This is a genomic window from Micromonospora sp. IBHARD003, assembly GCF_056106285.1.
This window is the reverse complement of the sequence record NZ_JBWBBX010000001.1, coordinates 1,888,135-1,904,063: the sequence shown is the minus strand read 5'-3', so window position 1 is coordinate 1,904,063 and position 15,929 is coordinate 1,888,135. Positions and strand designations below refer to the sequence as shown.

Below are 15,929 nucleotides of genomic sequence, written 5' to 3'. Positions count from 1 at the left end.
AGCGCGTATCCGACTTGGATGACCAATTCGGGGGTCGGCACGCCCGACCGATGGCAGCAGCATTCCTCGTAAATACGGTTGCCCCCTACCTCCGAGCCGACGCATCGGAAGGAGTCCGCAAGGCGATGATGTCGGCCGCTTCCGATCTTTGCTACCTCACCGGATACATGGCCGTTGATGAAGGCGTTCATGGCCTAGCGCAACAGTATTACCTGAAAGCGCTAGAACTAGCAGGGGCTTCAGAGGACCACCTAACCTACTGCACCACGCTACGAGGAATGAGCGTCCAAGCCGTTGACCTACGGCACGGACAAGCAGCCATACGCCTTGCCGACGCCGCCGCTTCCGCTTCGCCCCAGGCTGGCCCCCGAATGCGTGCCTTCTTGGCCGGGCAACAAGCGCACGCATCCGCGCAGCTTGGGGAACGGACGAGAGCGCTGATGTACCTCCGAGAGGCTGAAGTGGCGATGGAAAAGGCCGAGTCGCAGGCGAAGACTTTCGGCTCATATAACCCTTCGTCGCTCACTTACCATGCAGGCCAGGTTCGCTATGAACTAGGGGATATTCGCGGATCGGTCAAGGAACTGGAAGAGTCAGATAAGCTACGGCACACCTCCTTCAAAAGGAATCGAATCCGCTATCTCTCAATGCTTGCTGAACGCCAACTGGAGATCGGTTATCTTGAGAGCGCCTGTGCTACGTGGGTCAAAGTTGTCGAGATCTATCCCCATGTGCAATCGGGGCAGTGTGACCAAAGTATTTCCAGAATGCAGGCTCGAATTCGCCCTTACCTAAAGAATCAAGCTGCTAGGAACCTCTATGAGCGTGCGCGTCTTGTTGCCCCTCCGTCAGTAGCGGTTTGATCTGAAAACTAAGAAAACCCCCGCACTCGCCGTCCTGGCGTGGGTGACGAGCACGGGGGTTCTGTATTGCTACGAGTCAGTCCCACACGTCCGAGCTGTCATCGTCGTCAGGCTCGGGGGCCGCGATGGCGGTGCGTGCGCTCGGTGAGAGACCCAACTCTCTGATGTAGCGCGCGAGTTGGGAACGGTATTGCCCCGCGATGGTGGTAGCGCCGTTCTTCTGCCACCCTCGCTCGCCCCGGACGAGCAAGCCATTCTCTGATAGCTCGCGCTCGCATTGGTCGATTCGCGCGGCGGATATGCAGTAGTCCTTAAGGACCGTGGTATCTACCTCGCCGAGTCCGACCGCGAGTTTCAGCACAGGGACGACGCGTTGCCATTCCCGTGAGGCGACCGCTCGGCAGCGGGAGTTCACGGATTCCTGTTTCGGATCGTTGACGCTGCGGAAGGTCTCGCGCCAATCGGGCTCGGCGAGTTCCGAGGGCGGTACGGCAGCGTTCTGCGGTACGGGACGCTTTCCGGGGTTGCCTTCCCGAACAACTTGCAGTGCGGGTTTCTTGCGCCATGGGTCAGCCATGGTCAAATCCTTTCTGTATGCGGGCAGCGCAACAGGCCCGCGCAAACGGCTTTAGTCGCGGCGAGAGTTTGTGCGCTCACTGCCGCTCATTTGGCAGGGGAGCCGGGAGTGCCCCCCTGGTCAGAACGGTGGGCGCTCGGCCGATTCACGGCGCGAACGTGCTTCCGCAGCAAATCCACCGGGCTGATGGCGTGCTGTCTCTCGGTTATGGCATGTCGAGCAGAGCGGCCGAAGGTGCTTCCACGCGTCCGGGTTCGCCTCGCCGCGTGCGGTCAGCTCGCGTCGGCTGAGTGGGAAATGGTCAGCCACTTTTGCGGACTGACCGCACAGCACGCACCACGGATTGGCGTACAGGTATGCCCGCCGGGTGCGCTGCCATTGTGTGGTGTAGACGGCACCACCGCGTGAGGCACGTTCCTTGTTCGCCTGCCGCTGGTGTTCCTTGCAGCGGCCCCCTGCCATCAACTCGGGGCATCCGGGTATCGGGCAGGGGGTACGGGGCTTACGCGGCATGGGGGCCATTCGGCGGGATCGCCGGGGGATCAATTGGTGTTCCGTCCGGATGGCGGGGTGTGAGGTCGATAACCGTGAGCCGGCCAGCGTGCCGCATTTGCTGAACTCCCCTCGGAATTACGGTCTCTGCGTCCGTTGCTGTATCGGCCCACGCGGGCCGCCCGTGCTCATCACGGGGGAAGTACGGGTAATCGCCATCCGGTCCGGGGTCGAGTGCGTCAACCGCCATTACGCGCCCTTCCCGGAAATGTAGTCCTCGCGCGCCTGCATCAGCTCCTCGGCAAACTTCGCGCCGAGTTCAGCGGAACGGCTCTCGACTGCGCTCTGTACATCGTCCAGAATCATCGCGGCGTACCAACGCTGTTCGGGAACTGTGACTTCCTCCCCGATGAACCGCTGTGCCCTCTGCGCTTCGGTCATCACGTGTCCGCGCCGGTAGCGGGCAGCACGGTATTCAACATATGCGGCGAACCACGGTTCGGCCGACAGAGCCTCCATGAACCGCTCGCGGGCATCATCGCCGGAGTTTGCTGCTTCCTCGGCTCGGGACCGCCAGGTGTCGGAGAACTCGCGGTCATAGACCGCCCCGCGCTCCGCCCTGCGGGCCGCTTCTGCTTCCTGCGCTGCTTCCAACTGAGCCTGCGCATCGGCGAGCGGAGCGGAGAGCTTTTCCGCCTGAGCCTGGAGCTTGGCAACTCGCTCCGCAGCCGTCTGGATTTCGTTGGTGGTCATGTCAGTTGGCGCCCTTCGTTACGTCGCGGCCGTGCTCGGCTGCAATCCTCTTGTCGTTCTCGTAATAGCCGAGGCTCAGTCGGACAGTCGTGCCGAGGTTTTCGAATACCTCGGGGCGCGAGTCGCGCAGCGCGGCAAGGTTTTCCATTCGCTCATCCCACTTGAACGCGTCGGCGCGGATCTGGCCCTTGTCTCGCTTACCGTCCAGAAATGCAGCGCGGTTGAGATATTCGTTCATAGTATTTCCTTTACTCTATTCAGGCATGAAAAATCCCCCGCGTGCCACACGTCAGGGGTGGCAATTGAAGCTCAGGAGCTGCGGGCGATTTCACCCTTGCGCGGGAACTCTTTCCGGGGTTCCAATCAGCGCACGCGCAGCCATCTGTGTTGCCTGGTAGATATCTGTGCGGCATTCTGCCGAGCAGTAGAGGGGGCGACGCCCCCGCCCGACGTAGTTCAGTTCATTCGAGCAGTTCGGGTGTGTGCAGATGCCGGAACTCGTGTTCTCGGCGCGCTGTCGTGCGTCGGCCACCAGGGCGAGCGTTGTACGTGCGGCGGCCTGGTCGCCGTTAAGGGCGTCCTGTGCGGTGCTCTCTGCGCGTCGCAGCAGCGCGCAGACCTCTATGTATCGTGTGGTGTTCATCGTGCCTCTCAGATGGGTTCAGGGGCTGTGTGGCCCTTCCGGTTTTAACGGGAGGGCGATGGTTTCCCGCTTTACAATTGCGGAGGCGATGGCTTCTCGCTCGGCGGTCCGGAGTGTGTCCGCCTCTTGGCTCACCATTAATAGGGACGGAAGGGTTCCCGGATACCGGGCCGCTTGCTTGCGGCGGGTTGGTGGTGAAGTGTCGAGACGGACCCCAATCTCTCTTCTCTCTAGGTTTTTCTTGGCCTCCCCAAAAACAGTCGAAGTTCGACACCCCAACACTTCTTCGCCTCTTGCTGCCCAGCGGTCCGCCGAGGGCGAGCCGGAGAGCCGCCCTATGCGTCTGCGCCCGGTAGTGAGGATCGGCCTTAGCGTCTCGTTCTTTGTGGAGAGCAACAGGATCTCAGCAGGGATGACGGTATGACGCTTCGGACGCTGTTTTGGTTTCTCTCTAGGTTTTCTAGGCACATCCGAAAAGACAGGTAGAACCGTCATTCCGTCATAGCCCTCCCCCGCTGCACAGCGAACCCGCGTGCAGCCTTCTGTGGGCACACCAGAGCCCCGGCGGGCACGGGGACCGTCCGGAGCTCTTGAGGGGCGTAGGGGCGTGCTGGGTGCTATGCGGCGACCAGTTCGCGGGTGGGCTTGACCAGGCGCACGCTCGCGCCCTCCGCCGGGGTGTCCCCGCGTGTCTCAGATGCGAGCGCCGATGCCACGTCCGCGAGGGCTGCCGCTGCGGAGTCCAGCTCTCCGGACATGGTGAAGTCCACGCGGCGTGTGTCCAGCGTCCGCCACCCGCCACGTGTGCCACGCCGCACGTTCAACCGAACCCCGGCTTCGATCAGCAGCGCGCGCCGTCCCGCCGTGTCCTTCTCGGCCCACTCGTCTGCGAACGTCTTCCCCGTGTTCGTCACGATGCGCTGCGGCTCACGCTTCTCCCGGGACTCAAGGTCGGCTATGCGGTTGTCGAGCGCGTCGGCGCGCTTCTGCCACTCGGCCGCAGCGTGCTTGGACTTCTGGCGTCCCTTCTGTTCCTGGTGCTCCGCGAACTCCGCAATGGTGGCGCGCAGTTCGGGCCCGGGGTCGTACCCGGGGACTGTCACGACGTGGGTTGTCTGGATAGGGCCGACCAGACGCAGGAACTCGGCGGTCACGTACTCGTCTGCCCAATCGCCCCTAATGTTCGCCGACTTCTCGCACTTGAACCCGCGCGAGTAGGGGTTGCACTTGTACGTGGGGTGCTGGTTCTTCTTGCTCTCTTGCTTGTTCAGGTACATGCGTCCGCCGCACGAATCGCAGTGAATGACCCGCAACAACAACGCATCCGTGTCTTTCCTGGCGCTGTTGTCTATGCTCCGCTCGTCCAGCACCGCGCCAATACGGTCGAACTCTTCTCGTGTCACGATCGGCGTTTCGGTCTGCATGATCGGGTTGCCCTCGGCGTCGCGTACGGGCTTGCCCTTGTGCATCTTCCAGCCGAGCAGCGTTTCGTTCCGCAGCATCCGCGTAATGACTGCGGGGTTCCACAGGAACGCGTCCTTAACGAGCCCCTTAACTCCGCCGGTCCGCCCGCCGGTCTTCCGCCCCTTCTTCACCGCCCAGTGATCACGCGGGCTCGGAATGCTGTCCGCATTGAGCCCTACGGCAATAGCCGAAATGGTCTTGCCCTCGAAAAGTTCCCGCACGATGCGCACGGTCACTTTGACCGCGTCCGGATCGGGGACGAGCGTGAATCCCACCCCGCCGTGCTTCTCGGGCATGGGGGCGGGCATGTAGCCGTACGGTGGACGCGAGCCACGCCACCGCAGCACCATGTTCCGGATGGCAGCCATAGCCCCGGTAACGCGGTCCGAAATGGACTGCGCCTCTACCTGAGCGGCAAAGGCAAACATGGTCAGTTGGAGTTCCGCCATGGGATCCATGGGGTTACGGAAGTCGAACACCATGCGTCCGCCCCCGCCGATACCCTCGGCGAACACCAACACCTTTCGGTGTGTGCGGGCCCACTTGGCAAGTTCGTGCATGTCGGCCATGGACCTAATGGCACGGTCGAAGCGCCACCACACCAGGGCGTCGAACGCATCGGGGCGGGCGAGCCACTGACCGAGGGCGGGACGGTCAAAGGGGCTGATCTTGGAAGCGGATACGTCAAGGTCCACCGCTTCGCGGAGCTGGTCGCCCTCGCCGAAGCTGATGTTGTGCGCGGCTGCCGCCTGGTCATCGGCCTCGCGCTGTCGGTCGGGGCTGGTGGTCTCGTCGGTGAGCACAGACAGACGGACACACCGCACGCCCCGAAGGGTCTCGGTATAGACCGTCCCCGCGAGCGGGTTACCGGGTCCCTGTGTTGTCTCCATACCCTCCGGGGAGAGCGGAGGTTTCCTGCGTCCTTCCTTCTTCACCCCGAACGTAGGGACCGAGGGTGTTGCGCCTGATTCTTTCTCCATGCTCCCTGTGGGGACCAGCGCATTCCCGCCCGTCTCGCCCTTGACCAGCACCGATGCCACCATGACCACACTCCAGAACCGCTAGAACGGAGTGTTGGGAGACCCCGAGGGAAACGAATTCTGTGTGCTGCGACCGAAGCAGTCGCTCACGGACTGAGCGCTCTCCGAGCTCCTCCCGGACCGCCCCGGGCGCTTACGGACCGAACGGCGGGGCCCCGGGGGCGGTAGGCCCATACGGGCCCGGGGGCATCGGCGGGACGTATGCCTGCGGCATCCCCGCGGCCTCGGCGAGTGCGGGGCCGAGGTTCTCCTTGCGGATGCGTTCGTCGACGTAGAGCAGGCCGGTCACCAGGCTCGGGAAGGCCGACACGATGACCTGGACGACCAGATTGCCGATCGTCGCGATGAGCAGATAGGCGCCGAGCGCCACCAGGATCTCGGCCCCGTCGGATTCCGGGTCGAAGCCCGTGGTGTCGGTCAGCATGCCCGGGAACATGCCCAGAAGGTTCACGAGCTGCTGCAGCATCATGCCGGCCACCGCCGCTCCCAGGTACGCCAGCAGCGAGATGCCGAACACGCGCCACCACTCGCCGCGTACCAGCGCGGCCGAGCGGCGCAGCGCCTGGAGCGGCCCCTGCCCTTCGAAGACGGCCGCTGCCGGAGCCAGGAGGAACCTGCCCCACAGCCAGATCGCCAGGGGAGCCGTCACCAGTGCGCCGAGGAAGCCCAGCAGGGCGAGGCCGGTCGCCGCCGGGAAGTCGTCATGGCCGACCAGGGCGAAAACGGAACTGACGAAGCCCAGGAAGGCGAGCCCCACCGGGACCATCGAGATGAGGCCGCTGACGAAGACGGTGCCCAGCACGGCCGGGGCCCGTGATGCCGCGCGCCTCCAGACCACCCCGAAGGTCGTGGGGCGGCCGAGGACGGCGTCCTGGAGGACCGCGGGGATGCTCGCCTGCACCATCGCCGTCGCCAGCAGCATCGTCAGCACGGCGATCAGCCAGACGCAGACGAAGGCCGTGAGCAGCGGGCCGCCCTGGTCCCAGCTCGGGGACGAACCCCGCGGAGTGTTCACGAAGATCCGCAGCTCGTCGCTGACGGCGGCGTAGGCGAGGGCGAACGTGGCGACCACGATCAGGACAGCGGCCCCGTACACGGCGAGGGTCACGCCGGCCAGTTGCTTCCAGTAGCGGCCGAGCGCGGCGAAGGCGCCGCCGAAGACATCGCCGAGCGTGAGCGGCCGCAGGGGTATCACTCCCGGCTTGGGCGGTGGCGGCGGCCCCCAGCCACCCCATCCCGGTGCTCCCGGTGCCCCTTCGTAGGGTCCCCATCCCGTGTTCTGCGACATCGCCGTACCCCCCGCCCGTCCGATTTCCGTCCCCGTTCGACCGGACCACGGTAGCGGGACGGGGGACGCGGCGGCGGGACGGGGCCCGCGCAAGATGCGTACGGCCGTACCCATCGTTGTGTACACTCGTACACATGGGATATCTCCTGCTGGCCGGGGCGATTGCGGCAGAGGTCGCGGGCACCACGGCCATGAAGTACAGCGAGGGCTTCACCAAGCTGTGGCCGTCGCTGATCACCGCGGTGGGTTACGTGACCGCTTTCGCCCTGCTGGCGCAGACCCTGAAGACCCTCTCCGTCGGTACGGCGTACGCGATCTGGGCCGGGGTCGGCACCGCGGCGGTGGCCGCGATCGGCATGGTGTTCCTGGACGAGTCCACGAATCCCGTCAAGATCGCCGGCATCGCGCTCGTCGTCATCGGGGTCGTCGTGCTCAATCTGGGCGGGGCGCACTGATGCCGCGCAGCAGGCGCTACGACCCCGAGCGGCGGCAGCGCATCATCGATGCCGCGATCCGGGTGGTGGGGCGCGACGGGATCGCGGGGCTCAGCCACCGCACCGTCGCCGGCGAGGCCGATGTGCCGCTCGGCTCGACCACGTACCACTTCGCCTCGCTGGACGAACTGCTCATCGCGGCCCTGCGGCGGACGAACGAGGGCTTCGGCGAGATGCTGCACACCAGCGATGTCCTCGCCGATCCGGACGCCGATCTCGCCGAGGGACTCGCACGGCTGATGGGGGAGTGGCTCGGTGGTGAACGCAGCGGAGTGGAACTCGAGTACGAGCTCTATCTCGCGGCCCTGCGCCGCCCGGCGCTGCGTCCGGTCGCGGCCGAATGGACCGAGGGCGTCGTCGAGGCGCTTTCCCGCAGGACGGACCCGGTCACGGCGCGGGCGCTGATGGCGCTGATGGACGGCATCTGCCTGCAGGTGCTGCTCACGGACGGCAGCTACGACGAGGAGTACGCGCGGGAGATGCTCGCGCGTGTCCTGCCTTGGGGTCTCTCGTCCGGATCATGCCGGGCTCGGGTGCCCGGGCGAGGTGAGGCGGACCGGACCGGCACCTGAGACCGGTTCGCACCTGCCCGCCCCGGCCGGTTAGGTTTTCCGTATGACTGACTCGCCCGACAGCACCACCGCTCCTCGCACCACCGGCGCCGTGGCCGCCGGCCTCGCCACCATCGCCGGCGACGGCAGCGTGCTCGACACCTGGTTCCCCGCCCCCGAGCTCTCCGCCGAGCCCGGACCGGCCGGCACCGAACGGCTCACCGCCGACCAGGCCGCGGCCCTCCTCGGCGAGGGTGCCGCGAAGGCCGTCGGCGTGGACGCCCGCCGTGGGGTCGAGATCGTCGCGGTCCGCACCGTCATCGCCTCGCTCGACGACAAGCCGCTGGACGCGCACGACGCCTACCTGCGTCTGCACCTGCTCTCCCACCGCCTGGTGAAGCCCCACGGCCAGAGCCTCGACGGCCTCTTCGGGCTGCTCTCCAACGTCGCGTGGACCTCGCTCGGCCCGGTCGCGGTCGACGACGTCGAGAAGGTGCGGCTCAACGCCCGTGCGGAGGGCCTGCACCTCCAGGTGACCTCGATCGACAAGTTCCCGCGGATGACGGACTACGTCGCACCCAAGGGCGTACGGATCGCCGACGCCGACCGTGTCCGGCTCGGAGCGCATCTCGCCGAGGGCACCACCGTGATGCACGAGGGCTTCGTCAACTTCAACGCGGGCACGCTCGGCACCTCCATGGTCGAGGGCCGGATCTCCGCCGGTGTCGTGGTGGGCGACGGCTCCGACATCGGCGGCGGCGCCTCCACGATGGGCACCCTGTCCGGCGGCGGCAACGTCGTCATCTCCATCGGCGAGCGCTGCCTGATCGGCGCGGAGGCCGGCGTCGGGATCGCGCTGGGTGACGAATGCGTCGTCGAGGCCGGGCTGTACGTCACCGCCGGCACCCGCATCACCATGCCGGACGGACAGATCGTCAAGGCCCGTGAGCTCTCCGGAGCCTCGAACATCCTCTTCCGCCGCAACTCGGTCACCGGTGCCGTCGAGGCCCGCCCGAACAACGCGGTCTGGGGCGGCCTCAACGAGGTTCTGCACAGCCACAACTGATCAACGGTGGCCGTGCGTCCACGGCCGTTGACCAGATCAGGCGGGTGATACTGACGAGCGCCCTTCCGCGGCCGGGGAAGGGCGCTCGTCACATGCCGCGATACGCGCACACAGCGAGCCCCCTGACGCCGCCGGCACCGCCTCGGAGTGACTCCGCGTAACCTTCGGTGCCGCCGACCGGATGAGCAGGGCGATGTGAAGGGGCCCGAAGGGCCGGGGGACCCGGACGAGAGGACACGGGATGAGGACCGAGGCGGCCGCCGTCGTGGCGCTGACGCTGATGGCGGTGGTCCAGCCGGCCGGCGCCGCGTGGGCCGACGAGACACACACCGGCTCCCACAACGCGCCCTCGTTCGCGCTGATTTCGACGGGCCAGATCGACGATCCGCTCGAGGACGTGCTGGAGCACGCCACCGTCGTGGGTCAGTCGGCGGACTGACCCGCTCGGAGTTCCTCGTACACTGCCCGCAGCCCCTCGGCCGTTTCCCGGTCGGCGGGCTGCAGCGGGGCCCTGACCGGGCCTGCGGGCAGACCGAGTTCGGCCAGGAGTGCCTTCGCCGTCACCGTGCCCGGCAGACCCGAGGCCATCATCAGCTCGGTGAGGGGCAGAGTGAGCTGGTGGAGCCGGGCGGCTTCGGCGGGACGTCCCGCGTCATGGGCGTCGAGCACCGCGCGCAGCGGGCCCGCGGCGACGTTCGCGACCGTGCTGACGAAGCCGGCGCCGCCGATCGCGTACAACGGCAGATTCAGCTCCTCGCTGCCGGCGTAGTAGGCGAGCGGGGTGCGGGCCATCACCCTGCCGCTGCCGAGCAGGTCGTAGGCGCAGTCCTTCACGGCCACGATCCGCGGGTGGTCGGCGAGCCGCAGCATCGTCTCCGGTGCGATCCGGGTGCCGGTGCGCCCGGGGATGTCGTAGAGCATCAGCGGGATGCCGACGGCGTCCGCAACCTGCCGGAAGTGCGCTTCCACGGAAGCCTGCGGCGGGCGGCTGTAGTACGGGGTGACGACCAGGAGCCCGTCCGCGCCGGCGGCTTCGGCGGCACGGCCCAGCTCGACCGTGTGCAGGGTGCTCGCACTGCCGACACCGGCGACGATGCTCGCCGACCGGCCGATCTCCGCGCGCACGGCGGCGACGAGCGCGGTCTTCTCGGCGTCCGTCGTGGTAGGCGACTCACCGGTGGTACCGCTCAGCACCAGCCCGTCACAGCCCTCGGCCACCAGATGGGCGGCGAGCTTGCGCGCGCCGTCCAGGTCCACCGCGCCGTCGGCCGCGAAGGGGGTCACCATCGCGCAGAGAGCGCGGCCGAAGGGGGGCGGAGGTGTGTGAGGCATCGTCATGTCCGCAGTGTCGGACAGATCTACCGTGAAGGTCCACTTAGATCTCCTGTGGATCAAGGGTTAGTAATGGTTAACGGTGTGGGCCCGGGGCGTGGCGAAGCGCCGAGGAGGGTGGCGAGAACTTGCCACGGGGACGCACGGGCGTTCGGGTGCCGGGCAGGATGGGTGCATGATCCGTACCGCGCGCATCGCCGTGCTTCCGCTGCTTGTCCTGCTCGCCGCCTGCGGCTCCGAGCGGGCGGGCGGCATATCCGACCGGTCGGCCCCCGGTCGGTCCGCATCCGACGGCCCGGTGTCCGATCGGCCTGCGCCGGGCAGGTCTGCCCTGGAGGCCAGGGCCCGGGGCCTGGAGTCCGCCCTGGAGCTGATCTATGTCACCGAAGTCCCGGGCTTCGAGGTGGCGAAGCAGTCCCTCGGGCCCTCCGGGGACGACGGCTTCCAGAGCACCTACGTGGCGGCGTCCGGCGGTGGTCGGATCCATCTGCGCGTCGACCGGGGCACGCTCACCGCCGCCACCTGTGCGTCCCAGCCCGTGGACGACGCCACCGGAGCGAAGGTGACCTGTGAGCCCGACGGCGCGGGGACGTGGTACCGCAGCACGGGCCGCCGTCATGAGTACGCCCGGGCCGAGAACGGCCATGTCGTCCGGGTCGCCGCGGACAGCACCCTGGTGGACCGCGCGGCCCTGCGCACCGCTGTGGTGTCCGCCCACCGGGCCGACGGCCGTGAGCTCGACGCGCTGCTCCCCGAGGCGCCGGCCGGTCCCGCGGTTCCGGTCGAGCGGGGCGATCTGCCGCCCGTCGGTGACGGTGCCCCGAACAACGACGTGAACGTGGGAGGTTGAGGATTCGGGGGTTGACCTCAAGTTTGGTCGAGGTCTCACGATGGGAGGCGAAAGGGCGCATCACACGGGTGCGCCGGCCGAGGAGGACCTTCATGAGCGTGCGTTTCGCCCCCGTCCCCGTTCCCGACCTCACCCGCCCCGGAGTCGGCGCGATCAGGGTCAGCAGCTGGGACGTCGGCACCCCCGAGCGCCAGAAGGCCGCCGTCGAGGCGATGGCGGAGGCCTGGCAGCGGCGGGGCTGGCCGGACCCGGGGCTGCTCTCCTACAGCGTGTACACCGGCAACGACGGCAGGACCCTGCTGCATTACACACAGTGGACGAGCGACGATGCCTTCGACGGGTTCCTGCGCACCCAGGGCGACTTCAAAGAGGCGTGGAACGCGGAGGTCGACGCCGCCGTGCCCGGGATCGAGCGACTCGGGCTGCATGCCTACGAGCTCTACCGCAGTGGCAGGCGCACCCCTGGGAGCGACCGGGTGCCCGGCTGTGTCGTTCTCGTCGAGGTCGACTTCGAGGGGCCGGACCCGGCGCGCCAGCGTGACTGGATCGACGCCGTGTTCACCTCGCTGGGGAGCGACCCGCACACCCCTCCCGGAGGCATCGCGGCTCACTTCCACACCCGCACGGACGGCATACGGGTCCTCAACTACGCGGAGTGGGAGAGCGAGCGGGCCCACCAGGCGGCACTCGACGCCCCGGGCGACGGCGTCGGATCAGCCACCCCCCTGTGGCAGCGCGTGCAGACCTACCCGGGGCTGACACACAGCCGCGTGACGCGCTACACGCCCGCACTCAGCATGAGCGCGGGCGTGTAGCAGAGGCTGGTGGCTACGGGCGGAAGCGCAGCACCTGCGGGTCGTGGTCGCTGTTCTGGTCGGCGAACTCCGCGTTGATGTGCACGCTGTCGTAGCTGAAGTCGCAGATCGACGGGCTGGTCAGGATCTGGTCCAGCACCTGGCTGTTGCCCTGGTACACATACGAGTAACGCTCGTCGCGCGGAAGGGACTTGATCGCCGGGTACAGCGCACCGCCGTCGGTCAGCGCCTTCGTCGTCCCGGAGAACTCGAAGTCGTTGATGTCTCCGAGAACCACGACACCGGCGTTGCGCTGGGCCTTCAGGATGTCCTTGACGAAGGTGTTGACGGCCTGCGCCTGCTGGGCGCGCTTCGCCTCGGAGGGGCGCGCCGGCGGCTGGTGGTGCGAGGTCAGGCCCTCGTCGCCGCCCTTCGAACCGAAGTGGTTGGCGATGACGAAGACGGTCCTGCCGCGGAAGACGAACTCGCCCGCGAGCGGCTTGCGGCTGTCCGACCAGGCGGTGTTCGCCGGGTCGATGCGGCCCGGGGAGAGCGTGAGCGCCGCCTGACGCCCCTCGCGTACGACACCGGTCGCCGTGGTCGCGTTGCCGCCCGCACGGTCGGTGAAGGAGACCCGCTCCGGGTTGAAGAGGAAGACCTGGCGGATGTTGCCGCCGGGCTCGCCGCCGTCCTTGTTGTTCTCCGGGTCGACGGTCCGGTACGCGTACGCCGGGCCGCCGGCCGCGGCGATCGCGTCCGTGAACTTCTTGATCGTCTGGTCGGCGGCGACCGTGCCGTCGTTCTTGGCGCCGGTGTTGTCCTGGATCTCCTCCAGGGCGAGGATGTCCGGGGACGCGAGGTTGTCGACGACGGCCTTGGCCAGCGCGTCGAACTTCTCCTGCGGGTCGGACGGGTCCAGGTTCTCCACGTTGTAGGTGGCGATCGCCAGCTCACCGCGACGCTGCGGGCGGGTCGACTCGCGCTCCAGCCCGCGGTCGACGACGGTGCCGAGGGTGCGGGCGGTGATCGTGTAGCCGCCGAACTGGTTGAAGTCCAGCGGGCCCTCGGTCGTCCCGGAGAGCACGTCGCCGATGTTCGCCTTGGGGAACGGCTGCTGGGCCGCCGGCACCAGCGACTGGATTTGCAGACGGCCGCCGTTCTGGGATTCGTACGAGCCGTAGAGGGCGCCGCCGCGCTCGGTGGAGTTCTCCCTGGGCTTCACGGTCACCCAGAGCTCGGAGTACGGGTCGGTGGCGCCCACGACACGCGAGGTGCCGATGCGCACATTGCTGCCCTCGAGCGACTCGTAGTAGTCCAGGGCGTACTTACCGGGCTCGAGCGTCAGCGCGTTGATGCTGTTCGCGGCCGCCGGGTCGCCGGCGGGCGCGTAGGCGGACGGGACCTTCCGGCCGGAGATGACGACCGGGGCGGGCAGCTCGTTGCCGGAGGAGACCACGGTGACGGCCGGCTTGGAGATCTGCGTCAGGGACTGGTTGCCCGAGTTCAGGCCGCCGGGGACGTACTCCCCGACCGTGCCGGACACCTTTACCGCGTCGCCGACGGCGACGGTCGGGGCGGAGCCGGTGAACACGAAGAGGCCCTCGCTGGTGGCCGGGTTCGCGTCAGCCTGGAGGTCCTGCATCCAGAAGCCGCGCGAGGAGCCGTAGGTGCGCACGCCGATGACGATGCCCTCGACATCCTTCACCTGCTGGCCGGCGAGCGGACTGGTGCGGGTGGTGCCCTGGATGTCATGAATGCGTACGCCGGCTGTGTCGGCCTGGGTGTCGGCATCGGCGGCGGCCGAGGAGGAACCGGCGAGCAGCCCGGCGGCCAGGGCGGAGGCCAGGACGGACACGACGGCGGCAGATCTCGGTATCGAAGGCATCGGGAATTCTCCGGAATGAGGGTGTGAGGGTGGTGGTGCTGGTTCTACGCGCGTCAATTTCCTGCGTGGACACGTCAGTTGTCAAGGGCCGTCTGGTGTACGACGGTTGACGAGCGCATGAACCGGGTGGCATCGGATGAAATACGTCTACGCTGGGTGCCGCCCGAGACGGTATGCGCGAGCCGAGGAGATCCACTTGATGTCAGCTGACCGCCCCACCGGACGCCCCCCACTTCCCCCGGTGAGGTTGCACTCGGACGCGGAGCTGGCACGGGACGCACTCGGCACCCCCCTGCTGTCGCGGGCCGTGCGTCTCGCGCGCTGGGCCGGACCGGAGACCAGGGTGGGCCCGGGCGGATTGCTCGTCGACGAACAACTCCCCGCTGCGGCCGAAGTGTTGGGGCTGCCCGCCGACGAGGACGGAGCGGCGGACGCGAGCGCGGCGTGGCGGATCGCCGTGGACACGGGGCTGGTCGAGGTCGTCGACCCCGAGGACGGCTACGCCGAGGAGTCGGGCACCGTCACCGCGGGCGGCAATCTGGCGCTGATCACGGGTGGCAGCCCGAGGGGCATGCTCGCCCTCTGGCAGGACGCCTTCGAATCGGTACACGCCGACGCCATCGCACCCCTCCTGGACGATCTCGCCGCGGTCATCGGCGAGGACGGTGAGATCGACTTCGCCACCCTGGACTGGGACCCCGAGGAGGAGTCCGAATTCCTCGACGGCGTACTCGGCAATCTGTACCTGCTCACGCTGACGGAGCCCCCGGCGGATCTGGCAGCGGCGCCGGAGGGCGCGGACGTCTTCGCGGGAAGCGGTGCGGGCGCCCCGGGCGGTATCGGAGGACCGGTGCCGCTGCCCGCGCTCGCGGCATCCATGATCGTGCCCGACGACATGGGGGAGCCGACCGACGACATCCTCGAGCTGGTGTCCGAGGCGATGATGAAGCTGGACGACCAGTTCCGGCTGCTGGAGCTGATCGGGCTGGTGGCGTACCGGCCCGTCGACGAGGACCTCATGATGGAGGAGGAGGACCAGTACGCCTCGCAGGGGCCCGCTTCCGCCGAGTCCGCGGAGGACGACGTCTCCCGGTACGGGCTGGTCACGCTCACTCCGCTCGGGCTCTACGGGGTCCGGGCCCGGCTGCTGGAAGCCGGCATGGTGGCACCGGCCGTCGGGGACCTCGCCGAAGGGGAAGCGGACGCACTGCTCGACGGGGTGGCGCATTTCCCCGAGGCGGCGGCCCGGGCGGAGATCATCGAGTGGCTGGCCCGGCGCACGCCCGCCTCGGCAGCCGAGCTGCTGGACGCCGCGCGCGGTTCGGACCCGGGCGCGCCGTTGCGACGGCTGAACTGCCAGCAGGCACTGGCGCTGGTCGGCGCGGAGGCCGAACCGGCCGTGCGTGGCGTACTGGACGACCGCGAACTGGGCGGGCTCGCCCGGGTGTGGCTCGCGGAGCGGGGTGCCGAGGTACCGCCCCCGCCGGAGTCCATGATCTTCTGGCTCGCGATCGACACGATCGCGGCACAGCTCCACGCCGAGGGAAACCTGGACGAGTTGCAGGGGCTCGTGGAGGGGCTCGTCGGACAGCACGGCGGTTTCTTCGACGCGGCATGGCGGGTGGATCACCCGGCCACGGCCGAGGTGCTGGAGGCGATGGGACGGCTGCACCGGGACCGCAGGGCGGCCAAGGAGGCGCGCAAGGCGGCCTTCAAGGCCCGGTCCCGCCCCGTGGCCTGAGGGACGAGGATTCACGGAGGCCGGCATTCCGGTGCCGGACGGCGTCGCCAGGTGTTCAACTGCCGTTTATGCGTGCGCGGGAGTCTGCCCCGGCAG

Annotated in this window: 15 protein-coding genes; 8 read left to right on the top strand and 7 right to left on the bottom strand. The window is 68.0% G+C overall.

Going from position 1 to position 15,929, the window contains the following annotated elements; genetic code table 11:
- Positions 1–50 precede the first annotated feature (50 nt).
- Positions 51–863 (top strand): hypothetical protein, encoded by an 813-nt coding sequence (locus ACTWOL_RS08435; RefSeq protein WP_474295962.1) that lies wholly within the window; start codon positions 51–53, stop codon positions 861–863.
- A 76-nt stretch (positions 864–939) separates the two neighbouring features.
- Here ACTWOL_RS08435 and ACTWOL_RS08430 read toward each other — a convergent pair whose 3' ends face one another.
- The 5 genes from ACTWOL_RS08430 to ACTWOL_RS08410 all read right to left on the bottom strand — a co-directional run bounded on the left by ACTWOL_RS08430 (position 940) and on the right by ACTWOL_RS08410 (position 7,120).
- Positions 940–1,440 (bottom strand): phage terminase small subunit P27 family, encoded by a 501-nt coding sequence (locus tag ACTWOL_RS08430; RefSeq protein ID WP_474295961.1) that lies wholly within the window; start codon positions 1,438–1,440, stop codon positions 940–942.
- 741 nt (positions 1,441–2,181) lie between these two features.
- Entirely contained in the window at positions 2,182–2,685 is a 504-nt protein-coding gene (locus ACTWOL_RS08425; protein WP_474295960.1) for a hypothetical protein, read from the bottom strand.
- Between the two features lies 1 nt (position 2,686).
- A complete protein-coding gene (locus ACTWOL_RS08420; RefSeq protein WP_474295959.1) occupies positions 2,687–2,923 on the bottom strand; it encodes a hypothetical protein in 237 nt (78 codons plus the stop codon).
- 1,022 nt (positions 2,924–3,945) lie between these two features.
- Positions 3,946–5,835, bottom strand: a complete 1,890-nt coding sequence (locus ACTWOL_RS08415) for a recombinase family protein (RefSeq protein ID WP_474295958.1) — start codon at positions 5,833–5,835, stop codon at positions 3,946–3,948.
- Between the two features lie 130 nt (positions 5,836–5,965).
- Positions 5,966–7,120, bottom strand: coding sequence for a DUF7847 domain-containing protein (locus ACTWOL_RS08410; protein WP_474295957.1), 1,155 nt, complete (start codon positions 7,118–7,120; stop codon positions 5,966–5,968).
- Between the two features lie 134 nt (positions 7,121–7,254).
- Here ACTWOL_RS08410 and ACTWOL_RS08405 point away from each other — a divergent pair, with 134 nt between their 5' ends.
- The 4 genes from ACTWOL_RS08405 to ACTWOL_RS08390 all read left to right on the top strand — a co-directional run bounded on the left by ACTWOL_RS08405 (position 7,255) and on the right by ACTWOL_RS08390 (position 9,670).
- Entirely contained in the window at positions 7,255–7,575 is a 321-nt protein-coding gene (locus ACTWOL_RS08405; RefSeq protein WP_474295956.1) for a DMT family transporter, read from the top strand.
- Positions 7,575–8,186: a TetR/AcrR family transcriptional regulator gene (locus ACTWOL_RS08400; RefSeq protein WP_474295955.1), complete on the top strand. Its 612-nt coding sequence runs from the start codon at positions 7,575–7,577 to the stop codon at positions 8,184–8,186. The genes ACTWOL_RS08405 and ACTWOL_RS08400 overlap by 1 nt, the downstream gene beginning before the upstream one ends.
- Before the next feature lie 43 nt (positions 8,187–8,229).
- Positions 8,230–9,231, top strand: coding sequence for a 2,3,4,5-tetrahydropyridine-2,6-dicarboxylate N-succinyltransferase (dapD, locus tag ACTWOL_RS08395; protein ID WP_474295954.1), 1,002 nt, complete (start codon positions 8,230–8,232; stop codon positions 9,229–9,231).
- A 241-nt stretch (positions 9,232–9,472) separates the two neighbouring features.
- Entirely contained in the window at positions 9,473–9,670 is a 198-nt protein-coding gene (locus ACTWOL_RS08390) for a hypothetical protein (RefSeq protein WP_474295953.1), read from the top strand.
- Here ACTWOL_RS08390 and dapA read toward each other — a convergent pair.
- The gene (gene dapA / locus ACTWOL_RS08385) at positions 9,655–10,569 is read right to left on the bottom strand and encodes a 4-hydroxy-tetrahydrodipicolinate synthase (RefSeq protein WP_474295952.1); all 915 of its coding nucleotides are present in this window, start codon (positions 10,567–10,569) and stop codon (positions 9,655–9,657) included. The genes ACTWOL_RS08390 and dapA overlap by 16 nt on opposite strands.
- Positions 10,570–10,738: 169 nt before the next feature.
- On the opposite strand from dapA, the gene ACTWOL_RS08380 reads away from it, so the two are divergent.
- Positions 10,739–11,413: a hypothetical protein gene (locus ACTWOL_RS08380; protein WP_474295951.1), complete on the top strand. Its 675-nt coding sequence runs from the start codon at positions 10,739–10,741 to the stop codon at positions 11,411–11,413.
- 92 nt (positions 11,414–11,505) lie between these two features.
- Complete coding sequence (locus ACTWOL_RS08375; protein WP_474295950.1) at positions 11,506–12,228, top strand: antibiotic biosynthesis monooxygenase; 723 nt, start codon at positions 11,506–11,508, stop codon at positions 12,226–12,228.
- Positions 12,229–12,241: 13 nt separating this feature from the next.
- Here the strand turns inward: ACTWOL_RS08375 and ACTWOL_RS08370 are convergent, their stop codons facing one another.
- Entirely contained in the window at positions 12,242–14,092 is a 1,851-nt protein-coding gene (locus ACTWOL_RS08370; RefSeq protein WP_474295949.1) for an endonuclease/exonuclease/phosphatase family protein, read from the bottom strand.
- Positions 14,093–14,333: 241 nt separating this feature from the next.
- Here ACTWOL_RS08370 and ACTWOL_RS08365 point away from each other — a divergent pair, with 241 nt between their 5' ends.
- Positions 14,334–15,833 carry a hypothetical protein gene (locus tag ACTWOL_RS08365; RefSeq protein ID WP_474295948.1) on the top strand — a complete coding sequence of 500 codons (1,500 nt, stop codon included), beginning with the start codon at positions 14,334–14,336 and terminating at the stop codon, positions 15,831–15,833.
- Positions 15,834–15,929: the final 96 nt, after the last annotated feature.